This is a genomic window from Polymorphobacter multimanifer (assembly GCF_014205635.1).
Classification (GTDB): domain Bacteria; phylum Pseudomonadota; class Alphaproteobacteria; order Sphingomonadales; family Sphingomonadaceae; genus Sandarakinorhabdus; species Sandarakinorhabdus multimanifer.
Genome location: NZ_JACIIV010000009.1, coordinates 116,175 through 135,993, shown reverse-complemented (window position 1 = coordinate 135,993; position 19,819 = coordinate 116,175). Strand labels below are relative to the sequence as shown.

Here is a 19,819-nt window from a genome sequence, read left to right as displayed (position 1 = left end):
GCAAATACGACGCCGCTAAAGCTCGCGCACGATCCGCCGCACTGCATCCCAGGTCAGGCGGCGGCCGCGCCCGGTCTCGATCACCACATCGGCGCGGCGGCGCTTTTCGGCATCGGGCATCTGCGCCTTCAGGATCGCCTCGAACCTTGCCCGTGTCATCCCCGGCCTTGCCAGCACGCGCGCGCGCTGCACCCGCAGCGGCGCGGAGACGACCACGGTCAGATGGCAGCGCTGCCAGCCGCCTTTCTCGAACAACAGTGGCACATCGAGCACCACCGCCTGCTTGAGCCGGTGCGCGCCCAGAAACGACGATTGCACTTCGGCCACCAGCGGATGCAAAATCCCCTCCAGCCGCCGCAACGCCAGATGGTCGCCAAACACCGCCGCTCCCAGCCGCTCGCGGTGCAGCCCGGCTTCGTGGGTGGTGCCGGGAAACGCCGCCTCGATCGCCGCCAGCGCGCGGCCGCCAGGTCCCTGCACGCGCCGCACCTCGGCATCGGCATCGAAGACCGGCACCCCGAGCTTGCGGAACATCGCCGCCACGGTGCTCTTGCCCATGCCGATGGAGCCGGTCAGCCCGATGATCTTCATGCCGTGAGCAGCGCCCGCAGTTCGGCATCGTGCATGCGCGGCGCGGCCACGCCATAAATGGTTTCGAACGCCCGCGCCGCCTGACCTATGAGCATTTCAAGCCCGTCGATCACCGACAGCCCGTGCGCCCGCGCCGCCGCCAGCAGTGGTGTTTCGAGTGGCGCATAGACCGCGTCGAAGACGATCCCGTCGGACGCCATGCCCCCCAGGTCGATCGCCAGCGGCGGCTGCCCCATCATTCCCGCTGTCGTCGCATTGAACAGCAGCGCCGCCTCCTTGAAGCGCGCGTCCATCGGCAGGACGTCGCCGGGGATGCCGAGCGACTCCAGCATCGCAGCACCCTTGGCCGGGTCGCGCGCGAGCAGGACGATCTGCCCTGCCTGCAGCCGCCGCATCGCTACCACCGCGGCCCGCGCCGCACCGCCGGCGCCCGCGATCACGACCCGGCGCCCCGCCAGCGCGATCCCCGCCAGCGGTGCCAGAATGCCGTCGATATCGGTGTTCGACCCTGCAAGGCCATCGGCCAGCGCGGTGACAAGGTTGACGGCACCGACGGCTTTTGCCGAGTCGTCGAGCGTTGCCAGATGAGCCATCACTGCCACCTTGTACGGCACGGTCACGTTCACGCCGCGAATGCCCAGAGCCGACATCGCGCCCAGTGCTGCACCCAGTGCTTCGGGGGCCACCGGGAAGCGGCTGTATTCGCCGTCGATGCCGGTCCTTGCCAGCCAGAAGCGATGGATGATCGGCGACCTGGAGTGCGCCACCGGCCAGCCGATGACGCCAGCCACGACAGGTCGGATCATTGCCGGGAACCCGCGATCACGTCGGCCGTCGCCGTTCGAGCGCGCGGGCAACCGCCAGGACCAGCTCATCGCCTGAAAACGGCTTGAACAGCCAGCCGAGCGGCTGCGCGGCATTGCCCCGTCCGCGCGTGACCGCATCGGAATGGGCGCTGGCAAACACGACGCGCAGGCCATGCGGAAGCAGCGCCAGGGCAGCGTCGATCCCGTCCATCTTCCCGGCCAGCCTGATGTCCATCAGGATCAGATCGGGCTTTTCCGAAATCGCCCGCGCCAGGGCGGCCTCGCCGGTCGATTCCACGCCGATCACGTCATATCCTGCATCGCCAAGCGAAGCCTCGGTCGACAGCGCGACGAAATACTCATCCTCGACAATCAGGATTCGGCCGCTGATGCCCGTTGTGGCCGCTATGCCCTTCTGCGCCCCGGACCGCGGCGGCGACCCTGGAATGCCGGGCACGTTGAAGTGCTGCGATGGCAGCGGCATCGGGGCATTCATTGAACTGGGGCATTCATCGATCGGCAGCCTTCTCAATCTTCCTGCGCGTGCGAAATACGCACCACGCAGCGCGCGCCGGCATCGGCTTCGATCGCCAATGAGCCGCCCAGCTGCCGCAGCAGCCCGCGCACCAGTCCCAATCCCGATGCACGCTTGCGGCCGCCCCCGGCGGACGACGCGGCGCCGAAGCCCGGCCCGTTGTCGCCGACGCGCAGCTCCAGCATGCCGCCCGTCACCTTGAGGGTCACGGTGATTTTCTGTGTCCCCCTCGCCGGCATGCCATATTTCACGGCATTGGTCAGCAACTCGTTCAGGATGAGGGCGAGTGATGGCGCTTTGCCGATCGGCAACTGCAGCGGCTCGACATCGGTCTCCACCACAAGCGGGTCTGCGGCCAAGCTGCTGGCGGCGCGCGCCAGCGTTTCGACAAAGGCGACCAAGTCGATGCTGTTGAAATTGTTCGAGGCGTAGAGCAGTTGCTGCACCGCTCCGATCGCTGCAAATCGCGAGGCGGTGTCGCCGAGGATCGCCCGGGCCTCCTCGCTTTCGGCCTCACGCTCGGCACCGCTGAGGATTCCCGACAACATCTGCATGTTGTTGTTCACCCGGTGCTGCAGCTCGCGGAGAAGCAGCTCGCGCTCGCTGATCGACTCGCGCAGGATGGCTTCGGTGCGCTGCCGGGCCCGGACTTCGTCGCGCAACGCCTCGAGATTGCGCGTCAGCAGCGCGAACTGGGCGTCGTCCGACCGGCTCAGCCGCAACAGCACCGCGCGCCCTGCCCCGTTCCCGATCACCCCGTCCCCGATCACATTGCCCCGGCACTGGTATTTGCCTTCGCTGCGCAGCGTGATGGTGCCGACGAGCGGCTGCCGCGATCCCCGACAGCGATCGACATAGGTCGCCAGCCCGCCAGGCTCCCCATCATGCAGTGCAAACACCGGGGTGCCGGCCAGACCAGGCCCCAGCAGCACGCTTGCCGCGCGGTTGGCATGGAGGATGGTTCCGTCCTCCGCCAGCAGCAGCGCCACTTCGGAAAGCCCTTCGAGCACTGCCGCAGCCTGAATGTTCAGCGGCCCCGTCAACGGCGGACATACTCGCGCGCGGTCACCGGCACGGCTTCGCTCGGCCGCAGGTAAACCGTGACGCGGCAGCCGGCATGGCCCTGCGCGATGGTCTCCTCCAGATCGACCGCAGCATAACCCAGGTTCTGCGCAGTGACATGGCCGAACACGTTCGATGTCATCATGCACAGCGACGGCCGATCGCGCACCATCTCGCCGAACGGGCAGACGCGATTGCCGAGGACGATCCGGTCCTCGGTCTCGTCGATGATGAAGAAATCCCCCTGGATCCGCCGCTTCAGGTCGACCAGCACGTCGGCCACCTGCGTCCGCGACAGCCTGTCCACGGCAAAGGCCTGCCGGTAATCGGCATCGATATGCTCGCCGATCGCAGTTCCGACCACACTGATATAGCCCGACGCCTCCTTGACCCCGACGACCTCCTCGAGGGTGCCGGCCAGCTCTCGGATCAGCAACCGCACAAAGCCATCGCGTTCGAGCGGCACATCGAGCTGCGCAGCATTCGCAGGAAGATCAACTGAGGCCATGACGGCACTCCATCGCAAAACAAACATTCACTTGTCTGGCGCTTATGGAACATGCGGCGCCGCCGAGAAAGGCTGTTTCGGACAAAATGTCGCAGCGTGGGCGCCATGTGCGCCACGTTGCCGACCCGGCCTCACCGTGGTCGCGCACGCGCCTCGGCAAAGGCCCGGGCAAAACCATCCTCGTCCATGCCGCCGACCACCAGGATGGTGCCGATCACAAACGCCGGCGTTCCGGGCAGGCTCAGTGCAAAGGCATCCTGGCTGGTGCGCGCGATCAGCTGGTCAATCGGCTGTGCAAGACGGTCAAGATCGGCAAGCAGCCGCGCCCAGTCGCCGCCGCTCGCTTCCACCACGGCCTGCAGCACCGCATCGTCGAGCTGCCGCCGCTCGGCCATCAGCCGCCGATGGACCTGGGGGTAGACGCCCTGCGCCGCCGACGCCAGCGCCACGCGTGCAGCGCGCTCGGAACGCGGTCCGAAGATCGGCCATTCCCGGTAGATCAGCCGCACCCGGCCATCGTCCGCCACCGCCGCCGCCATCGCCGGTGCGGCCACCTTGCACGCCGCGCACTGGTAATCGGTGAACACCACCATCGTCAGATCGGCGCCGCGCACCTCGGTCCGCGGCGAAAGCCGATCCTGCAGCAGCCGCTGCGCGGTCAGGTTGGTGCCGACATCACGGCCGATCGGTGCTGCACGCTGAAAGACCTTTGCAGCCCCCCAGCCAACCACCACCACCGCGCCCAGTTGCAGAAGCTGCCGCCGCGAAACCGCCTGGGCCATCAGCGCGGTCCCCGCAAACGCGGTCCGGGGTCGCCGGCCCCAGCCGCCGGAGGCCAGCTCACGTCCCCACAACCCCCCGCTCGCGCAGCCACCCCAGCAGTGCCAGCAGCGGCAGGCCGCGGATGACGAACTGGTCCCCGTCGATCCGCGTGAAAAGCTGGGCGCCGAGCCCTTCGATCCGGTAGCAGCCGACACAGCCGAGCACCGCCTCGCCCTCGCGGTCGAGATAGTCGGCGATGAAGGCATCCGACAGCGGCCGCATCATCAGCCGCGCCACCCCGCCGGCGCGCCACACCGGCTTGCCGCCCTGCGCCACCACCGCCGCCGACACCAGCCGGTGCGTTGTGCCGGCAAGCTGGCGCAGCTGCACCTCGGCACGGGCGCGCGTCTCGGGCTTGGCGAGGAGCTCGCCATCGGCGGTAACCGCGATCGAATCCGCGCCCAGCACCAGCGCATCGGGGTGCGCGCGAGAGATCTTCACCGCCTTGAGCTCGGCCAAAGCATCGGCGATTTTCTCCGCAGGGGCGCCGACGAGGGCGGCGGTGACCCCCTCCTCATCGACATGCGCGGGAATCGCGTCGTGCGCCACGCCGGCGGCTGCCAGCATCGAGCGACGCGCCGCACTCTGGCTGGCGAGGATGATCATGCAGCCCGCATTGCAGCCGGTTCCATCACACCGGGTCGCCTGCCCGGTCGGCGCGCGCCTGCACCAGGTTGATGATCGCCGCTGCCGTCTCCTCGATCGAGCGACGTGTCACATCGATCACCGGAATGTCGTTGTCGGCGAACAGCCGGCGCGCGAACGCCGTCTCGGCGTCGATCTGCTCGAGGTCCACATAGGCGGTGTCGGGCATCTGCCCCAGGCTCAGCAGCCGGTTGCGCCGCACCGCCAGCAACCGCTCGGAGGCCGCGGTCAGCCCCACCACCAGCGGGTTCTGCAGCTTGAACAGCGAGGCGGGGGGCGGCGATTGCGGCACCAGCGGGATGTTCGCGGTCTTGTAGCCGCGGTTGGCGAGATAGATGGCCGTCGGCGTCTTCGAGGTGCGCGACACGCCGGCGAGCACGATCTCGGCCTCCTCCCAATTGTCATGGCCGGCACCATCATCGTGCACCATCGTGTAGTTGATCGCGTCGACGCGCTTGAAATAGGCGGCGTCCATCACGTGCTGGCGGCCCGGCCGGCTCGTCGCCACCTGCCCGAGAAGGCCCGAAAGCGCGGTCACGGTCGGATCGAGGGGGCTCACCATCGGCAGCCCCAGGTTGACGCATCTACTCTCCAGCCGATCCCGCACCCGGCCATCGACGAGGGTGTGGATGACCAGCCCCGGCCGCTTGACGATTTCCTCCATCACCCGGTCGAGATGCCCTTCGGATCGCACCATCGGCCAGAAGTGCTTCACCGCGTCCACGCCCTCGAATCGGGCAAGGCCGGCCTTGGCGATGATTTCGAGCGTCTCGCCGGTGGAATCGCTCACCAGATGAAGGTGCAAGCGGGTCTGGCCAACGCTCATGTCGAAATATCCCCGGAACAAGCCTGTGAATAACCCGTGGAGCCGCCCGGTCAAGGCCGGCGGAATCGCGTCCATGCCCAGGAACCATCGGGTTCGCCGCCCCCGCTCCGCCCATCGAGTCCCATGGGGAAGACTCCACAGGGGGGGCTGTGGATAACGGGGACAAGTCGCGCGACTCGCGATTTCATGCCGCATTGGCATTTGGCCGGTTGTGGATGGAATCCGGCACAGCGACTTATCCCGATGTTCCCCACCCCCAACAACCACAACAGTTTTTTTAAAGAATCTTGATTGTTGCTGACTCTTGACCGTGCGTGCGCGCGCCGCAATGAAAGCCCTCATGAACGCCCTCCCCACCGACCCGCCCCTTCTCGCCGTCCTGAAGGGCGAACACCGCGATCCGCCGCCGGTGTGGCTGATGCGCCAGGCCGGCCGCTACCTCCCCGAATATCGCGCGCTGCGTGCCGAAAAGGGTGGCTTTCTCGAGCTGGTCTATGATCCCGACGCCGCTTGCGAGGTCACCGTCCAGCCCCTCCGCCGCTTCCACATGGACGGCGCGATCCTGTTCTCGGACATCCTGATCGTGCCGCACGGGATGGGCCAGGGCCTGACCTTCGGCCCCGGCGAAGGTCCGCAGCTGACCCCGCCGCTCCAGACCGCCGACTGGGAATCTCTCACCCCCGCCCCCGGCTATTTTGCGAGGATCTACGAGACCGTCGCCAAGGTCCGCGCGGCGATCGACCCTTCGATCACCATGCTCGGCTTTGCCGGGGCGCCGTGGACGATCGCTACCTACATGGTGAACGGCCATGGCTCGAAGGACCAGGCCGAGACCCGTGCGCTCGCCTATGCCGACCCGGCCGCCTTCCAGTCGCTGATCGATGCCATCGTGCGCAGCACGGTCGACTATCTTTCGGGCCAGATCGACGCGGGCGCGCAGGCGGTGCAGCTGTTCGACAGCTGGGCGGGCTCGCTCAGCCCGACGCAGTTCGAGCGCTGGGTGATCGCGCCGACCGCCAGCATCACCAGCCAGCTGATGGCGCGCCATCCCGATACGCCGATCATCGGTTTTCCCAAGGGGGCGGGTGCCAAGCTTGCCGCCTATGCCGCCGAAACCGGGGTCGATGCCGTCGGCCTCGACGAGACGCTCGATCCCGCCTGGGCCGATGCCGTGCTGCCCCCCGGCATGCCGGTGCAAGGCAATCTCGATCCGCTTGCCCTTTTGACCGGCGGTGAAGCGCTGACACAAGCCGTTGCCCGTGTGCGCGCCGCCTTCGACAGCCGTCCGCACATCTTCAACCTCGGCCACGGCATCATCAAGGAAACCCCGATCGCCCATGTCGAGGCGCTGATGGACCTGGTGCGGAAGCCCTTTCGATGACCGGCTGGCTCGGCAGCGCCTATCCCTATGTGAAGTCGCTCCATGTCATCTTCGTCATCTTCTGGATGGCGGGGCTGTTCATGCTGCCGCGCTTCCTCGTCTACTGGATGGCCGCGGCGTCCGATGCCGAGAACAGCCTCTGGGCCGAACGCTGCCGGCGGCTGCGCCGCATCATCCTCACGCCGGGACTCATCATCAGCTGGGCCGCGGGCCTCAGCCTCGCCTTCCACCTCGGCTTTGCAGGCAATGGCTGGCTCCACGCCAAGCTCGCCATCGTGCTCGGCCTCTCGGGCTTCCATGGCTGGGCCACCGCCACCACGAAGAAATTCGGGCGCGGCGAGCGGCCATATGCCGAGAAGACGCTGCGGCTGGCCAATGAGATTCCGTCGCTGGCCACGATTGGCGCGGTGCTGCTGGTGATCGTCAAGCCGTTCTGATCAAAGGGAAAAGCGGCCTCCGGCGGCTGGGGGCTCGGGCCCCAGACCCCGATAGGTGGCCTGTGCAATATCCGGACGGCCAAGTGTGTGCGATGGCCCACGAATGGGGTCTGGGGCCCGAGCCCCCAGCCGCCGGAGGCCCCTTGTTCACCCCTTCTTGCGCCCGGCCTTTTCGTCCAGCCCCGACAGGCCTTCGCGGCGCACCAGTTCGGCGCGCACATCGTCGAGCGACAGGCCCGCATCGGCGAGCAGGACGCAGAGGTGGAACATCAGGTCGGCGGATTCGCTCACGATCTCGTCGCGGTCGGCGCGCATTGCTGCGATGACGGTTTCCACGGCTTCTTCGCCGAGCTTCTGGGCGATCTTGGCGCGGCCGCGCGCGGTCAGCTTGGCAGTGTAGCTCGTCGCCGGATCGCCGTGGCGGTTGAGGCGGATTCGCGCTTCGAGGCGATCGAGCACATCGGGGGGGGGATCGTCGCTCATGTCGGCCTCCGCACATGCACCCCGGCGGCGATGAGCGCCTGCCGGGCCTGGTCGATCGACGCTTCGCCGAAATGGAAGATCGAGGCGGCGAGTACGGCGCTGGCATGGCCTTCGACCACGCCGGCCACCAGATCGTCGAGCCCGCCGACGCCGCCGCTGGCGATGACGGGCACCGGCACGGCATCGGCAATGCGGCGGGTGAGTGCCAGGTCATAGCCGCTGCGTGTGCCATCGCGGTCCATCGAGGTGAGCAGGATCTCGCCGGCGCCGAGCCGTGCGGCTTCCACGGCATAGGCCACTGCATCGATGCCGGTGCCGCGGCGCCCGCCATGGGTGAAGACCTCCCAGCCATCGCCAACGCGCTTGGCATCGACTGCAACGACGACGCATTGCTCGCCGAAGCGCCCGGCGAGCTCGCCGATGAGTGCCGGGCGCGCAACGGCGGCGGAGTTGACCGCCACCTTGTCGGCGCCCGCCAGCAGGAGGGCGCGGGCATCGGCGACCGAGCGCACCCCGCCGCCGACCGTGAGCGGCATGAAGCACTGGTCCGCCACTGCTTCGACCATGTGCAGCAGCGTGCCGCGGCCTTCATGGCTGGCGCTGATATCGAGGAAGCACAGTTCGTCGGCGCCGGCGGCATCATAGGCGCGCGCTGCCTCCACCGGATCCCCGGCATCGCGCAGCGAAACGAAGTTGACGCCCTTCACCACCCGTCCGTCCGCCACATCGAGGCAGGGGATGATCCGGGTCGCCACACTCATGGTTTCGGGCTCATGCCGCGAGCGCCAGCGCTTCGGCGAGGTCGATGCGCCCGTCGTAGATCGCACGGCCGGTGATGACGCCCTCGATGCCGGGCCGGCCCTTGAGTGCTTCGATGTCCGCCAGCCCCGCCAGCCCGCCGCTGGCGATGACCGGGATCGCCACCGCCGCCGCCAGGGCTGCGGTGGCCTCGACGTTGACGCCCTTGAGCAGCCCGTCGCGCCCGACATCGGTGAACAACAGGGCTGCCACCCCGGCATCCTCGAACCGCCGCCCGAGATCTTCGACCGACACGCTGGACTTCTCCGCCCAGCCGCGCACCGCCACCATGCCGCCCCGCGCATCGACTGCAACCACCACCCCGCCGGGGTGCTCGGCGGCGAGCTCGCGCACCAGCACCGGGTTTTCGAGTGCCGCCGTCCCCATCACCACGCGCCACACGCCGGCCTCGAGCCAGGCTTCGGCCTGGGCGCGGCTGCGGATGCCGCCGCCGACCTGGACCCGGCCGGGAAAGGCCGCCAGGATCGCGCGCACTGCCGCCCCGTTGCAGCTTTCGCCGGCAAAGGCGCCATCGAGATCGACGACATGCAGCACTGTGGCGCCGGCCTCGGCGAAGCGTGCGGCTTGCGCAGCGGGATCATCGCCATAGACCGTTGCCCGGTCCATGTCGCCTTCTGCCAGCCGCACAACCTGGCCAAGCTTGAGGTCGATTGCCGGATAGATCGTCAGTGCCATCGGCCATCCTCGAGCCAGTTCTTCAGAAAGCCCAGCCCATAGGCCTGGCTCTTTTCGGGGTGGAATTGCACCCCGGTCAGGTTCGCGCGGCCGACGATGGCGGCAAAGGGCGTGCCATGTGTTGCCGTGGCGCGCACATCGCTGCCGCTCGCCACCTCGAAGACATAGCTGTGCACGAAATAGGCCTCGCCCTGGGGCAGGCCGCTGCCATCGCTCGGCAGAACGCGGTTCCAGCCCATGTGCGGCACCTTGAGGCTGGTATCTGCGGGCGCCATTCGCACGACCCGGCCCTCGATCCAGCCGAGCCCGCGGTGCACGCCATGCTCATGGCCCTCGCTGGCGAGCAGCTGCATGCCGACACAGATGCCGAGGAACGGCCGCCGCCGCTCGATGACCGCCTCGTGAAGGGCTGCTTCCAGCCCATCGACGCTGCGCAGTGCCTCGATGCACTGGCCGAACGCGCCCACGCCGGGCAGCACGATGCGATCGGCGGCCAGGATCTCCGCCGCGGACGCGGTCACCGTCACCTGTGCCCCTACCGCTTCCAGCGCCCGGGCTGCGGAGCGGAGGTTGCCGGCGCCGTAATCGATGAGTGCGACGCGCTCGGGCGCGCTCTCAGCCGCCATGGCTGCCGTCGAGGTCCATGCCGCCTGTCGCCGTGCCGCCGAGCGATCCCTTGGTGGAGGGCACCGCATCGGCCTTGCGCGGATCGATCGCCACCGCCGTCCGCAGCGCGCGCGCGACGCCCTTGAAGCAGCTTTCGGCGATATGGTGATTGTTCACCCCGTAGAGCGTCTCGATATGCAGCGTCAGCCCCGCAGAGCCGGCGAGTGCCGCGAAAAACTCCTTCACCATCTCGGTGTCGAGGTCGCCGAGCTTGGGCTGGGTGAAGCCCGAGCGCCATACCAGATAGGGGCGGCCGGAAATGTCGAGCGCCACGCGGGTGAGCGTCTCGTCCATCGGCACCAGCGCATCGCCATAGCGGGTGATTCCGCGACGATCGCCCAGCGCCTTGCCGATCGCCTCGCCGAGCGCGATGCCTGTATCCTCGGTGGTGTGGTGGCCATCGATGTGCAGGTCGCCCACCGTCTTCACGTGGAGGTCGATCAGCGAGTGCCGGCTCAGCTGCTCGAGCATGTGATCGAGAAAGCCGATGCCGGTCGACACCTGATAATCGCCGCTGCCGTCGAGGTTGACGGTCACCTCGACCGAAGTTTCCTTGGTGGCGCGGCTGATGGTGGCGATGCGGGAGGCGGGGCTGGGGCTCATGGCATCGCGCGGTAGAGCAAGCGCGACTTTCGGGCAAGCCGCTGCCCCTGTCTCACCTTTTTGTCTCACCGGCCCGTCATCACGAACTTCTCGGGGTATTTTCCCTTGGCATCGGCATAGGCCGCCTGGATGATCGGCAGGTCCTGCGCATAGTCGCCGCTCGGCCACAGCGTGATCTTCAGCGTCACCGTCCGTGTCGCATAGTCCATGACCGCCGTGGTGATGGGCACGCCGGCTCCCACCGCGATATGATAAAAGCCCGATTTCCACTTTTCCACGAGGTCGCGCGTGCCTTCGGGCGGGACCGCCAGGATGAGATCATCGGCCGCGGCAAAGGCGTTGATGCTGGCCTGCACCACATCGTTCGCCTTGCTGCGGTCGATCGGGATGCACCCGCTCCAGCGCACGGCCCAGCCGAACGGCCCCTGCGTCAGGCTCTTCTTGCCCATGTAGCGCAGCCGCGCCCGCCAGGCGCCGGCGGCGGCCACCATCCAGATGCCATCCCAGTTGGAGGTGTGCGGGGCGGCGGTGATGACGACCTTGGCATCCGACGGCCAGTCGCACGCAATCTTCCATCCGCCGGCCAGGAGAAATCCCCGGCACAGCCAGTGCCAGATCTCCATGCCGAGGCTGCCACGGGGCCGCGGCCGCGCGCTCGTTGCATCGTTGACGATCAGCGTGCCGGGAGGTGCCATGGCGTCCCGCTAGCAGAGCCCGCCGTCCCGCCCAAGCTGCCAAAATTGCCGCAAGCCTTTTGCAAGGCCCGCCAAAGCCCTACATGGACCCCAAGAACAAGAAAGTACCCTCGCATGTCCGAAGAATTCACCTGGCACGGCACCACCATCGTCTCGGTGCGCAAGAACGGCCAGGTCACCATCGCCGGTGATGGCCAGGTGACCATGGGCCAGACGATCATGAAGCCCAACGCCCGCAAGGTCCGCCGCCTCGGCCATGATGGCCGGGTGATCGGCGGCTTCGCCGGCGCCACCGCCGATGCCTTCACGCTGTTCGAGCGCCTGGAATCCAAGCTCGAGCGCTTCCCCGGCCAGCTCACCCGCGCCGCCGTCGAGCTGGCGAAGGACTGGCGGACCGATCGCTACCTCCGCCGCCTCGAAGCGATGATGATCGTCGCCGATGCCGATGTCACTCTCGTGCTCACCGGCACAGGCGATGTTCTTGAGCCGCACGGCGGCATCGCCGCAATCGGCTCAGGCGGCAATTATGCCCTCGCCGCTGCCCGCGCGCTGGCGGACAGTCCGCACAGCGCCGAAGCCGTGGCGCGCCGTTCGATGGCGATTGCCGCCGAGCTTTGCATCTACACCAACGACCAGCTCACCGTGGAGACGATTGCCGCCTCGACCGGCGAGAACCAGTCCGACCACTCGGGCGGAGACCTTTGATGATCCACGCCACCCCGCTCACGTCTGCCGAAAAGGGCCTGACCCCCGCCGAGATCGTCGCCGCGCTCGATCGCCATATCGTCGGCCAGGCCGATGCCAAGCGCGCCGTGGCGGTCGCCATGCGCAACCGCTGGCGCCGCCAGCAGCTGAGCGATGACCTGCGCGACGAGGTGACGCCGAAGAACATCCTGATGATCGGGCCCACCGGCTGCGGCAAGACCGAGATCAGCCGGCGGCTGGCCAAGCTCACCGGAGCACCGTTCCTCAAGATCGAAGCGACCAAGTTCACCGAGGTCGGCTATGTCGGCCGCGACGTCGATTCGATCATCCGCGATCTCGTCGAGGAATCGATCCGACTCGTCCGCGATGCTCGCCGCAGCACGGTGCGCGACGCCGCCGAAGCCGCTGCCATGGCACGCCTGCTCGATGCGCTGGTCGGCAAGGATGCCTCCGAAGCCACCCGCCTCGCCTTCCGCCAGCGCTTTGAATCGGGCGACATGAAGGACCGCGAGGTCGAGCTCGAACTCGCCGACGCCGGCCCGCAGTTCGAAATGCCGGGCGCTCCGGGACAGGTCGGCATGATCAATCTCTCCGAGATGTTCGGCAAGGCGATGGGCGGCCGCACCAAGCGCCGCAAGCTGCCCGTCGAAGCCGCCTTCGAAGCGCTGCTGGCGGAGGAATCGGACAAGCGCCTCGATGACGAAGAGATCACCCGCGAAGCCGTCCGCAACGCCGAGGCCAATGGCATCGTCTTCCTCGACGAGATCGACAAGATCGCGGTGTCCGACGTTCGCGGCGGCTCGGTCAGCCGCGAGGGCGTGCAGCGCGACCTGCTGCCGCTCATCGAGGGCACCACGGTCGCCACCAAGCATGGGCCGGTGAAGACCGATCACATCCTCTTCATCGCCTCGGGCGCCTTCCATGTCGCGAGCCCGTCGGATCTCCTTCCCGAGTTGCAGGGAAGGCTGCCCATCCGCGTTGAGCTCAAGGGCCTGACCTATGAGGATTTCCGCCGCATCCTCACCGACACCGAAGCTTCGCTCATCCGCCAATATACAGCGCTTCTCGGCACCGAGGGCGTTAACATCCATTTCACCGCGGACGGGATCAATGCCATCGCCCGCACTGCCGAACAGGTGAATGCCGCTGTCGAGAACATCGGCGCCCGCCGCTTGCAGACGATCATGGAGAAGCTGCTGGAATCGCTGTCCTTCGAGGCGAGCGACCGCGCCGGCGAGACGGTGACGGTCGATGCCGCCATGGTCGAGGACCAGCTCGGTGCGATCGCTCGCAACACCGACCTGTCGAAGTTCATTCTCTGACGCCGCGGGGGGCGGCCAACCCCCCCGCGCAGCCTCTTCCCTTTCCGTCGCATTTGCGTCATCCAGACGCGCATGCGCACCTTTCTCGCCACCTTCGCCACCTTCGCCCTCGGCAATCTCGCGCTGGCCGCCGTGCCCGTGGCAGCCGCAGATGTGCCCACCGGGCGCCTGCCAGCCGGGGTCAAGCCGCTGGCCTATGATCTGAGTTTCGTCATCGATCCCGCCAAGGAGCGGTTCAGCGGCGAGACGAAGATCGAAATCGAGGCGGCTGCTCCCACCAGCACCATCTATCTGCACGGGCAGGATCTCGCGGTGACCACCGCCACCGTCACCGTTGGGCGCAAGGTCATCCAGGCGCGCTATGCCGAGGTCGACCCGTCGGGCGTCGCCGCGCTCACGCTGGCCTCGCCGCTGCCGGCCGGCAAGGCGCGGATCACCATTCGCTACACGGCGGCCTTCCGTTCCGGTGCCGAGGGCATCTTCCGCGCCAAGGTGGGCAATGACTGGTACGCGTGGACGCAGATGGAGCCGCTCGATGCCAGGCGCGCCTTCCCCGGCTTCGACGAACCCGGCTTCAAGACGCCCTTCACCACCAGCATCACCGTCCCCAGGGCGGTGAAGGCCTTTGCCAACACGCCCGAAACTTCGGTCACCACGCGCGGCGCGATGCAGACGCACAGCTTCGCTGCCTCCAAGCCACTGCCCACCTATCTGGTGGCGCTCGGCGTCGGCCCATTCGATGTGCGCGGCACCACGATCCCCGCCAATGCGGTGCGCAAGGAACCGCTGGAGTTCCGCGTCATCGCCACCAAGGGCCAGGCCAGCCGCATGGACGTGACGCTGGAGGAAACGCCCAAGCTCCTCGCCGGGCTCGAGGACTATTTCGGCATTCCCTATCCGTATGAAAAGCTGGATTTCATCGCGTCACCGATCATGGGCGGGGCGATGGAGAACGCCGGGCTGATCGTTTATGGCGACACGCTGATCCTGATGGACCGCGGCGCTCCCTTCGGCCAGCTGCGCGGCTTCTCCGAAGTCGTGGCACATGAGCTGGCCCACCAATGGTTCGGCGATCTCGTCACGCCGGTATGGTGGACCGACATCTGGCTCAACGAGAGCTTTGCGGAGTGGATGGGCAAGAAGATTGCCCATCAGTGGCGGCCGGACCTCGGCATTGCTGCCCAGGAGCTTGGCGAAGCGTTTGGTGCGATGGACCTCGACAGCCTCGGCCGTGGCCGCCCGATCCGCCAGGAGATCACCGAGAATTCGCAGGTGGCGAGCGCCTTCGATGGGATCACCTATCAGAAGGGCGCGCAGGTCGTCTCGATGTTCGAAAATTTCGTCGGCGCCGAGGCCTTCCAGAAGGGCGTGCGCCTCCATTTGAACCGCTATGCCTTTGGCAATGCCAGCGCCGAGCAGTTCTTCGCTTCGGTCGCCGAAGCCGCGAATGATACGCGTGTCATTCCGGCACTCAACAGCTTCCTCACCCAGACCGGCGTGCCGCTGCTCGGCGTCGAGGATGGCACGCAGGCGATCAGGCTGAGCCAGCAGCGCTATCTGCCGCTGGGCGTCACCCCGCCTGAAACGCCGCAGACCTGGCAGATCCCCTATTGCTTCGCGCGCGGCGAAGGCCGGCGCTGCGATCTTCTGAGCACCGCCAGCGCCACCGTCCCGGCCCTTATCGGCACCGAAGCGGCCCTTGTGCCCAATGCCGGCGGCAACGGCTATTTTCGCTACACGCTCGATGCCGCCGGCTGGGACCGGATGATCGCTGCCGCCCCGACGCTGCCGGCGCGTGATGCGATGGCGCTCGCCGACAGCCTCTGGGCCGATTTTGCTGCCGGCGGCGCGCCCTTTGCCACCATCGTCAAGGCGGCCGAAGCCCTTGCGAGGCACCCCGAACGCCTCGCCGCCGCCAACCTTGGTGGGCGGCTCGCCGGAGTCGGCAACCGCATGATCGCGCCAGCCCAGCAGCCCGCCTATCGGGCGCTGATGGCGCGCCTCTATGGCCCTGCCTTTGCCCCGCTCGGTTTCGACCCTGCTCCCGGCGCGCACGCATCCGAGCCCGCCGAGCGCCAGTCGCTGCGCCAGGCATTGCTGCCGCTGGTTGCCAATGAAGCCGCCGATCCCGCGCTCCGCGCCAGGCTCGCCACTGCCGGTCGCGCCGTGATCGCCGGGGACATGAAGGCCGTCGATCCCACCTTCCGCGGCCTGGCGCTCGTCGCCGCAGTGCAGGAGGGCGGCCCCACCGCCCAGGCGGCGCTCTCCAGGGCGTTGCTTGCCTCGCAGGACCCGCTGTTCCGCTCGCAGGCGGCCGGTGCCATCGGTGCCGTCGCCAGCGAAGAACAGGCGACCAAGGCGCTCGAGCTTGCGTTTGCCGATGGCATGCAGGCGCTGGAAACCACCGGCCTTGTCGGCAGCGTTGCCCGCTCGCCCGCCGGCCGCATCGCCGCCACGCGCTTTGCCGAAGCCAATTTCACCCGCGTGCTGGCGAGCTACCCCGGCTTTTCGAAGCGCGGCATCATCAACCTGTTCAGCGGCTTCTGCACCAACGCCGATGCCGACCGGGTGGAAACCCTGCTGCGCCCGCGGCTGCCCGAACTGGGCGGCGGCGAACTCGAACTCGGCCAGGCGGTTGCCGGCATTCGCCGCTGCGCAGCCCTGACCGAAGCCAAGGGGAGCGAGATTGCGGCAGCGCTGCGCTGACGCCTTTCGTTCTTTTAATGTTCTGCTAGTATGGCGCCATGGAAAGTGGCGATGTCAGGCGGGGTGTGTTCAGGTGGCTGGTGCGTGCCGGGGTCATGCCGCTCGCCGAGGTGAGCCTGGGCTGTGGCCGGCGGGCCGATGTTCTGGGGGCGGATACGGCCGGGCGGCTGACGCTTGTCGAGATCAAGGTGTCGCTGGCGGATCTGCGCGGTGACCGGAAATGGCCCGATTATCTCGACTGGTGCGATCGCTTTTTCTGGGCGGTGCCTGAGCCGCTGGCGGCGGCGGTGGTGGGGGAAGCCTTTGCCCCCGAACGGACCGGTGTGCTGGTGGCCGACCGCTATGACGCCGCACTGATTCGCGACGCGCCATGGCTGCCGCTGAGTGCTGCGCGGCGAAAGGCGGAAACGCTGCGCTTTGCCCGGGCCGCCGCGTGCCGACTGGCAGTGGCGAGCGACCCGGAGATGATGGCGTTTGCAGACGCCTAGCTCGTTGTTGTCGCGTGTTTTTTTGTCGGAAAACCGGTGACCGGTTTTCCGAAACCCCCTTTAGACGCTGGTATCGAGCGGGGGCACGCGGAGCACCTGCCCGGGATAGATCTTGTCGGGGTGGCTGAGCATCGGCCGGTTGGCTTCGAAAATCTTCGGATAGAGATTCGCGTTGCCGTAGAGGCGCTTGGCGATGGCCGAGAGCGTGTCCCCCTTGGCAACGGGGTAGAAGACCACGGCTTCCTCGTCGGCATCGGCGTCTTGTGCCGCTGTGGGTGCCGGAGTTGGGGAAGGAGTGGTGGCAGAAGCGGCGGCCTTCGGGGTGATGCTGGAGAGCGGCACGCGCATCTTGTTGTCGACCTTGATGATGCCTTCGTTGTTGCCGATGGCCATCACGATCTTCGATGCCTCGGCGCGGTTGGCGGCGAGGCCGGTGACAGTGGCGATTCCATCATCGATCTTGATGTCGAGGTTCTGCACGTCGAGCCCGAGTTTTTCGACCTGACCCTTGATCTTGTCGGCATCAGGGCCGCCGATACCCAGCTTGTCCTTGAAAAAATCGATCATTCCCACGCATATTCTCCCTTCACTGCATAACGCCTGCGCAGGGGAATAGGTTCCGTGTCAGCCGCGCGGATCGGTGCCGTAGCGGTTGGCGCCATGGCTGCCGCGCGTGCAGAACCAGATGAACAGGATCAATCCGCCGAGAAAAGGAATGAGGCCGAGAAGCACCCACCAGCCCGAGCGGTCGGTATCGTGGAGCCGCCGCACGGTGACGGCGAAGCTGGGGATGAGCAGCGCCAGGCCCAGCAACCCCGTGATGGGACCAACGCTTGGGTTGGAGAGCATGTTCGGAAGGCCGAAGACGATGAAATCGGCAATGGTGGTGGCGACCGCGAGCAGGCCGTAGAGAAGCGCGTACCACCAATATTCCGCCCGGCGCGCACGGCCACGGAAGACCGCATATTTGCGGAGAGGTTCGAGCATCCAGAAGCTGGCAGGCTTGTTCATGGTGCTGGCCCTTTCGCCGGTCCGTCAATTTACCGGGGCGCGGAGGCGGTAGCTCAGGGCCTCGGCGATATGCACACGGCCAATCTGGGTGCTGCCGGCGAGATCGGCAAGGGTGCGCGCGACACGCAGGGTGCGGGTATAGCCGCGCGCGGACAGGCGGAGGCGCTCGGCGGCTTGCGCCAGCAGCGCGCGGCCGGGTTCGTCGGGCGTGGCATGGGCTTCGAGCAGCTTGCCATCGGCTTCGGCATTGGTTCGGACGGGAGAACCGGCGTAGCGCGCGGCCTGCACGCCGCGGGCATGCGCCACGCGGGCAGCGACCTGGGCACTCGACTCGGACGGGGGCGGCAGGGTGAGATCGGCGGCGGACACGGCGGCGACATCGATGTGGAGGTCGATGCGATCGAGAAGCGGCCCGGACAGGCGGGATTGATAATCGGCGGCGCAACGCGGCGCGCGCGAGCAGGCGCGGGCCGGATCATCGAGGTGGCCGCAGCGGCAGGGGTTCATCGCGGCGATGAGCTGGACGCGCGCCGGATAGCTGACATGGGCGGCAGCGCGCGCGACCGACACGGTGCCGGTTTCGAGCGGCTGGCGCAGCGAATCGAGCACGGTGCGCTGGAACTCGGGAAGCTCGTCGAGGAACAGGATGCCGAGATGCGCGAGGCTGACTTCGCCGGGCCTGGCCTTGGCGCCGCCGCCGACAAGTGCGGGCATCGAGGCGCTGTGATGAGGGCTCCGAAACGGCCGGGCGCGGAGGAGGCGGCCCCCTTCCAGCGACCCTGCCATCGAAGCGATCATCGAGACTTCAAGGGCTTCGGCGGGGGTGAGTTCAGGCAAGATGCCGGGCAGGCACGCCGCCATCAGCGATTTGCCCGAGCCGGGCGGGCCGCACATCAGCATGTTGTGGCCGCCAGCCGCCGCCACTTCGAGCGCGCGCTTGGCAGTCTCCTGGCCTTTGACATCGGCGAGATCGGGGCCTTGCCGGGTGAATTCGGCGAGCAGCCGCTCGGGCGCGGTGATAAGCTGTGTGCCCTTGAGATGGTTGAGGAGCGCCAGCAGATCGGGGGCAGCAAGCACATCGACATCGCCGGCCCAGGCGGCTTCGGAGCCTTGGGAGGCGGGGCAGATGAGGCCGAGCTCGGCTTCTGCGGCATGGAGGGCGGCGAGCAGCACCCCGGGGACCGGACTCAGCCGGCCATCGAGGCCGAGCTCGCCCACCGCGAGAAACTCGGCCAGCGCATCGGGGGGGATGATGCCCATGGCGCCGAGCAGGCCGAGGGCGATCGGAAGATCATAGTGCGAGCCTTCCTTGGGCAGGTCGGCGGGGGACAGGTTGACGACGATGCGGCGCGGCGGCAGCGACAGGCCCATGGCGTGGAGCGCCGATTGCACGCGTTCGCGGCTCTCCTTCACCGCCTTGTCGGGCAGGCCGACGGTGATGAAGGCGGCGGCGCCACTGCTGATCTGGACCTGCACCTCGACACGGCGGGCTTCGAGCCCCAGGAAGGCCACGCTTCCGACAAGTGCAACCAAAGGGGCCTCCAGACGCAGCATGGCTGCGGAAGTTGTTGACCCAACGTAAAGCTTTAGGGGCTGATTTGCATATTCTCAAGCGCGGCCGGGGCTTGCCTTGCACTTGCCACATCGCAGCCATAGAGCGCGGACGATGAACATGAACACCCTGCGATGGCTGCTGCGAAGCCGGCCGATGCGGATCGCGCAGATCTGCCTGGGTGTGCTGTTGATGATCGCTGCTCCTGTTGCCGCCATCCCGACGCCGCCACCGGTCGGCATCGTGGTGTTCGCCATCGGACTGGCACTCGTGCTGCGCAATTCGCGCTGGGCCAAGCGGCGTTATCTGCGCTGGACCCGGCGCTACCCGCGGGTACGCAAGGCAGTGGATTTCGGGCTGCGCCGCAAGCAGCTTCGCCAGGGCGCCACAGGGCGGCCGGCGGGGCAGCGCTGGTGGCGGCGGCAGCGGCTCATCGACGGACGCACGGGGGGCCGCAAGTAGCGCTTTCATTGACGAAGGC

Annotated in this window: 24 protein-coding genes; 7 read left to right on the top strand and 17 right to left on the bottom strand. The window is 67.5% G+C overall.

Annotated elements, in window-relative coordinates:
- Positions 1 to 15 precede the first annotated feature (15 nt).
- The 8 genes from coaE to FHS79_RS07675 all read right to left on the bottom strand — a co-directional run bounded on the left by coaE (position 16) and on the right by FHS79_RS07675 (position 5,795).
- On the bottom strand, positions 16 to 591 hold the full coding sequence (gene coaE, locus FHS79_RS07710; protein WP_184197846.1) for a dephospho-CoA kinase: 576 nt from the start codon (positions 589 to 591) through the stop codon (positions 16 to 18).
- A complete protein-coding gene (locus FHS79_RS07705) occupies positions 588 to 1,397 on the bottom strand; it encodes a shikimate dehydrogenase family protein (RefSeq protein ID WP_184197844.1) in 810 nt (269 codons plus the stop codon). The genes coaE and FHS79_RS07705 overlap by 4 nt, the downstream gene beginning before the upstream one ends.
- A 16-nt stretch (positions 1,398 to 1,413) precedes the next feature.
- A complete protein-coding gene (locus FHS79_RS07700; protein WP_207792262.1) occupies positions 1,414 to 1,893 on the bottom strand; it encodes a response regulator in 480 nt (159 codons plus the stop codon).
- Positions 1,894 to 1,925: 32 nt separating this feature from the next.
- Positions 1,926 to 2,975 carry a sensor histidine kinase gene (locus tag FHS79_RS07695; RefSeq protein WP_184197841.1) on the bottom strand — a complete coding sequence of 350 codons (1,050 nt, stop codon included), beginning with the start codon at positions 2,973 to 2,975 and terminating at the stop codon, positions 1,926 to 1,928.
- A complete protein-coding gene (locus FHS79_RS07690; protein WP_184197838.1) occupies positions 2,972 to 3,502 on the bottom strand; it encodes a methanogen output domain 1-containing protein in 531 nt (176 codons plus the stop codon). The genes FHS79_RS07695 and FHS79_RS07690 overlap by 4 nt, the downstream gene beginning before the upstream one ends.
- A 131-nt stretch (positions 3,503 to 3,633) precedes the next feature.
- Entirely contained in the window at positions 3,634 to 4,284 is a 651-nt protein-coding gene (locus FHS79_RS07685; RefSeq protein ID WP_184197836.1) for a DsbA family protein, read from the bottom strand.
- Between the two features lie 58 nt (positions 4,285 to 4,342).
- Entirely contained in the window at positions 4,343 to 4,930 is a 588-nt protein-coding gene (locus FHS79_RS07680; RefSeq protein WP_184197834.1) for a Maf family protein, read from the bottom strand.
- Positions 4,931 to 4,955: 25 nt separating this feature from the next.
- Positions 4,956 to 5,795 carry a pyruvate, water dikinase regulatory protein gene (locus FHS79_RS07675; RefSeq protein WP_184197832.1) on the bottom strand — a complete coding sequence of 280 codons (840 nt, stop codon included), beginning with the start codon at positions 5,793 to 5,795 and terminating at the stop codon, positions 4,956 to 4,958.
- A 340-nt stretch (positions 5,796 to 6,135) separates the two neighbouring features.
- On the opposite strand from FHS79_RS07675, the gene hemE reads away from it, so the two are divergent.
- Both hemE and FHS79_RS07665 read left to right on the top strand, forming a co-directional pair.
- Positions 6,136 to 7,176, top strand: a complete 1,041-nt coding sequence (gene hemE, locus FHS79_RS07670) for a uroporphyrinogen decarboxylase (RefSeq protein WP_184197830.1) — start codon at positions 6,136 to 6,138, stop codon at positions 7,174 to 7,176.
- Positions 7,173 to 7,613: a CopD family protein gene (locus FHS79_RS07665; protein WP_184197828.1), complete on the top strand. Its 441-nt coding sequence runs from the start codon at positions 7,173 to 7,175 to the stop codon at positions 7,611 to 7,613. Before hemE ends, FHS79_RS07665 begins: the two co-directional genes overlap by 4 nt.
- Before the next feature lie 147 nt (positions 7,614 to 7,760).
- On the opposite strand, the gene FHS79_RS07660 is transcribed toward FHS79_RS07665, so the two are convergent.
- The 6 genes from FHS79_RS07660 to FHS79_RS07635 form a co-directional block, all read right to left on the bottom strand.
- Positions 7,761 to 8,096 carry a phosphoribosyl-ATP diphosphatase gene (locus FHS79_RS07660; protein WP_184197825.1) on the bottom strand — a complete coding sequence of 112 codons (336 nt, stop codon included), beginning with the start codon at positions 8,094 to 8,096 and terminating at the stop codon, positions 7,761 to 7,763.
- Positions 8,093 to 8,857 carry an imidazole glycerol phosphate synthase subunit HisF gene (gene hisF / locus FHS79_RS07655; protein ID WP_184197822.1) on the bottom strand — a complete coding sequence of 255 codons (765 nt, stop codon included), beginning with the start codon at positions 8,855 to 8,857 and terminating at the stop codon, positions 8,093 to 8,095. The genes FHS79_RS07660 and hisF overlap by 4 nt, the downstream gene beginning before the upstream one ends.
- Before the next feature lie 10 nt (positions 8,858 to 8,867).
- Positions 8,868 to 9,590 carry a 1-(5-phosphoribosyl)-5-[(5-phosphoribosylamino)methylideneamino]imidazole-4-carboxamide isomerase gene (hisA, locus tag FHS79_RS07650; protein WP_184197819.1) on the bottom strand — a complete coding sequence of 241 codons (723 nt, stop codon included), beginning with the start codon at positions 9,588 to 9,590 and terminating at the stop codon, positions 8,868 to 8,870.
- The gene (gene hisH, locus FHS79_RS07645) at positions 9,581 to 10,216 is read right to left on the bottom strand and encodes an imidazole glycerol phosphate synthase subunit HisH (RefSeq protein WP_184197816.1); all 636 of its coding nucleotides are present in this window, start codon (positions 10,214 to 10,216) and stop codon (positions 9,581 to 9,583) included. Before hisH ends, hisA begins: the two co-directional genes overlap by 10 nt.
- Positions 10,206 to 10,859, bottom strand: coding sequence for an imidazoleglycerol-phosphate dehydratase HisB (hisB, locus tag FHS79_RS07640; protein WP_184197813.1), 654 nt, complete (start codon positions 10,857 to 10,859; stop codon positions 10,206 to 10,208). Before hisB ends, hisH begins: the two co-directional genes overlap by 11 nt.
- Before the next feature lie 65 nt (positions 10,860 to 10,924).
- The gene (locus FHS79_RS07635; RefSeq protein ID WP_184197810.1) at positions 10,925 to 11,554 is read right to left on the bottom strand and encodes a 1-acyl-sn-glycerol-3-phosphate acyltransferase; all 630 of its coding nucleotides are present in this window, start codon (positions 11,552 to 11,554) and stop codon (positions 10,925 to 10,927) included.
- Positions 11,555 to 11,668: 114 nt separating this feature from the next.
- Here FHS79_RS07635 and hslV point away from each other — a divergent pair, with 114 nt between their 5' ends.
- The 4 genes from hslV to FHS79_RS07615 all read left to right on the top strand — a co-directional run bounded on the left by hslV (position 11,669) and on the right by FHS79_RS07615 (position 16,775).
- Positions 11,669 to 12,259, top strand: coding sequence for an ATP-dependent protease subunit HslV (gene hslV, locus FHS79_RS07630; protein WP_184197807.1), 591 nt, complete (start codon positions 11,669 to 11,671; stop codon positions 12,257 to 12,259).
- Complete coding sequence (gene hslU, locus FHS79_RS07625; protein ID WP_184197803.1) at positions 12,259 to 13,581, top strand: ATP-dependent protease ATPase subunit HslU; 1,323 nt, start codon at positions 12,259 to 12,261, stop codon at positions 13,579 to 13,581. Before hslV ends, hslU begins: the two co-directional genes overlap by 1 nt.
- 72 nt (positions 13,582 to 13,653) lie before the next feature.
- On the top strand, positions 13,654 to 16,287 hold the full coding sequence (locus FHS79_RS07620; protein WP_184197801.1) for a M1 family metallopeptidase: 2,634 nt from the start codon (positions 13,654 to 13,656) through the stop codon (positions 16,285 to 16,287).
- A 38-nt stretch (positions 16,288 to 16,325) separates the two neighbouring features.
- Positions 16,326 to 16,775, top strand: coding sequence for an MmcB family DNA repair protein (locus tag FHS79_RS07615; RefSeq protein WP_184197799.1), 450 nt, complete (start codon positions 16,326 to 16,328; stop codon positions 16,773 to 16,775).
- Positions 16,776 to 16,835: 60 nt separating this feature from the next.
- Here FHS79_RS07615 and FHS79_RS07610 read toward each other — a convergent pair whose 3' ends face one another.
- The 3 genes from FHS79_RS07610 to FHS79_RS07600 are packed head-to-tail and all read right to left on the bottom strand — an operon-like array spanning position 16,836 to position 19,319.
- Positions 16,836 to 17,342 (bottom strand): LysM peptidoglycan-binding domain-containing protein, encoded by a 507-nt coding sequence (locus FHS79_RS07610; RefSeq protein ID WP_184197921.1) that lies wholly within the window; start codon positions 17,340 to 17,342, stop codon positions 16,836 to 16,838.
- Between the two features lie 57 nt (positions 17,343 to 17,399).
- Complete coding sequence (locus FHS79_RS07605; protein ID WP_184197796.1) at positions 17,400 to 17,786, bottom strand: DUF805 domain-containing protein; 387 nt, start codon at positions 17,784 to 17,786, stop codon at positions 17,400 to 17,402.
- Positions 17,787 to 17,810: 24 nt separating this feature from the next.
- Positions 17,811 to 19,319 (bottom strand): YifB family Mg chelatase-like AAA ATPase, encoded by a 1,509-nt coding sequence (locus tag FHS79_RS07600; RefSeq protein WP_184197793.1) that lies wholly within the window; start codon positions 19,317 to 19,319, stop codon positions 17,811 to 17,813.
- A gap of 139 nt (positions 19,320 to 19,458) precedes the next feature.
- Here FHS79_RS07600 and FHS79_RS07595 point away from each other — a divergent pair, with 139 nt between their 5' ends.
- Complete coding sequence (locus tag FHS79_RS07595) at positions 19,459 to 19,800, top strand: hypothetical protein (protein WP_184197790.1); 342 nt, start codon at positions 19,459 to 19,461, stop codon at positions 19,798 to 19,800.
- The last annotated feature ends 19 nt before the right edge of the window (positions 19,801 to 19,819 follow it).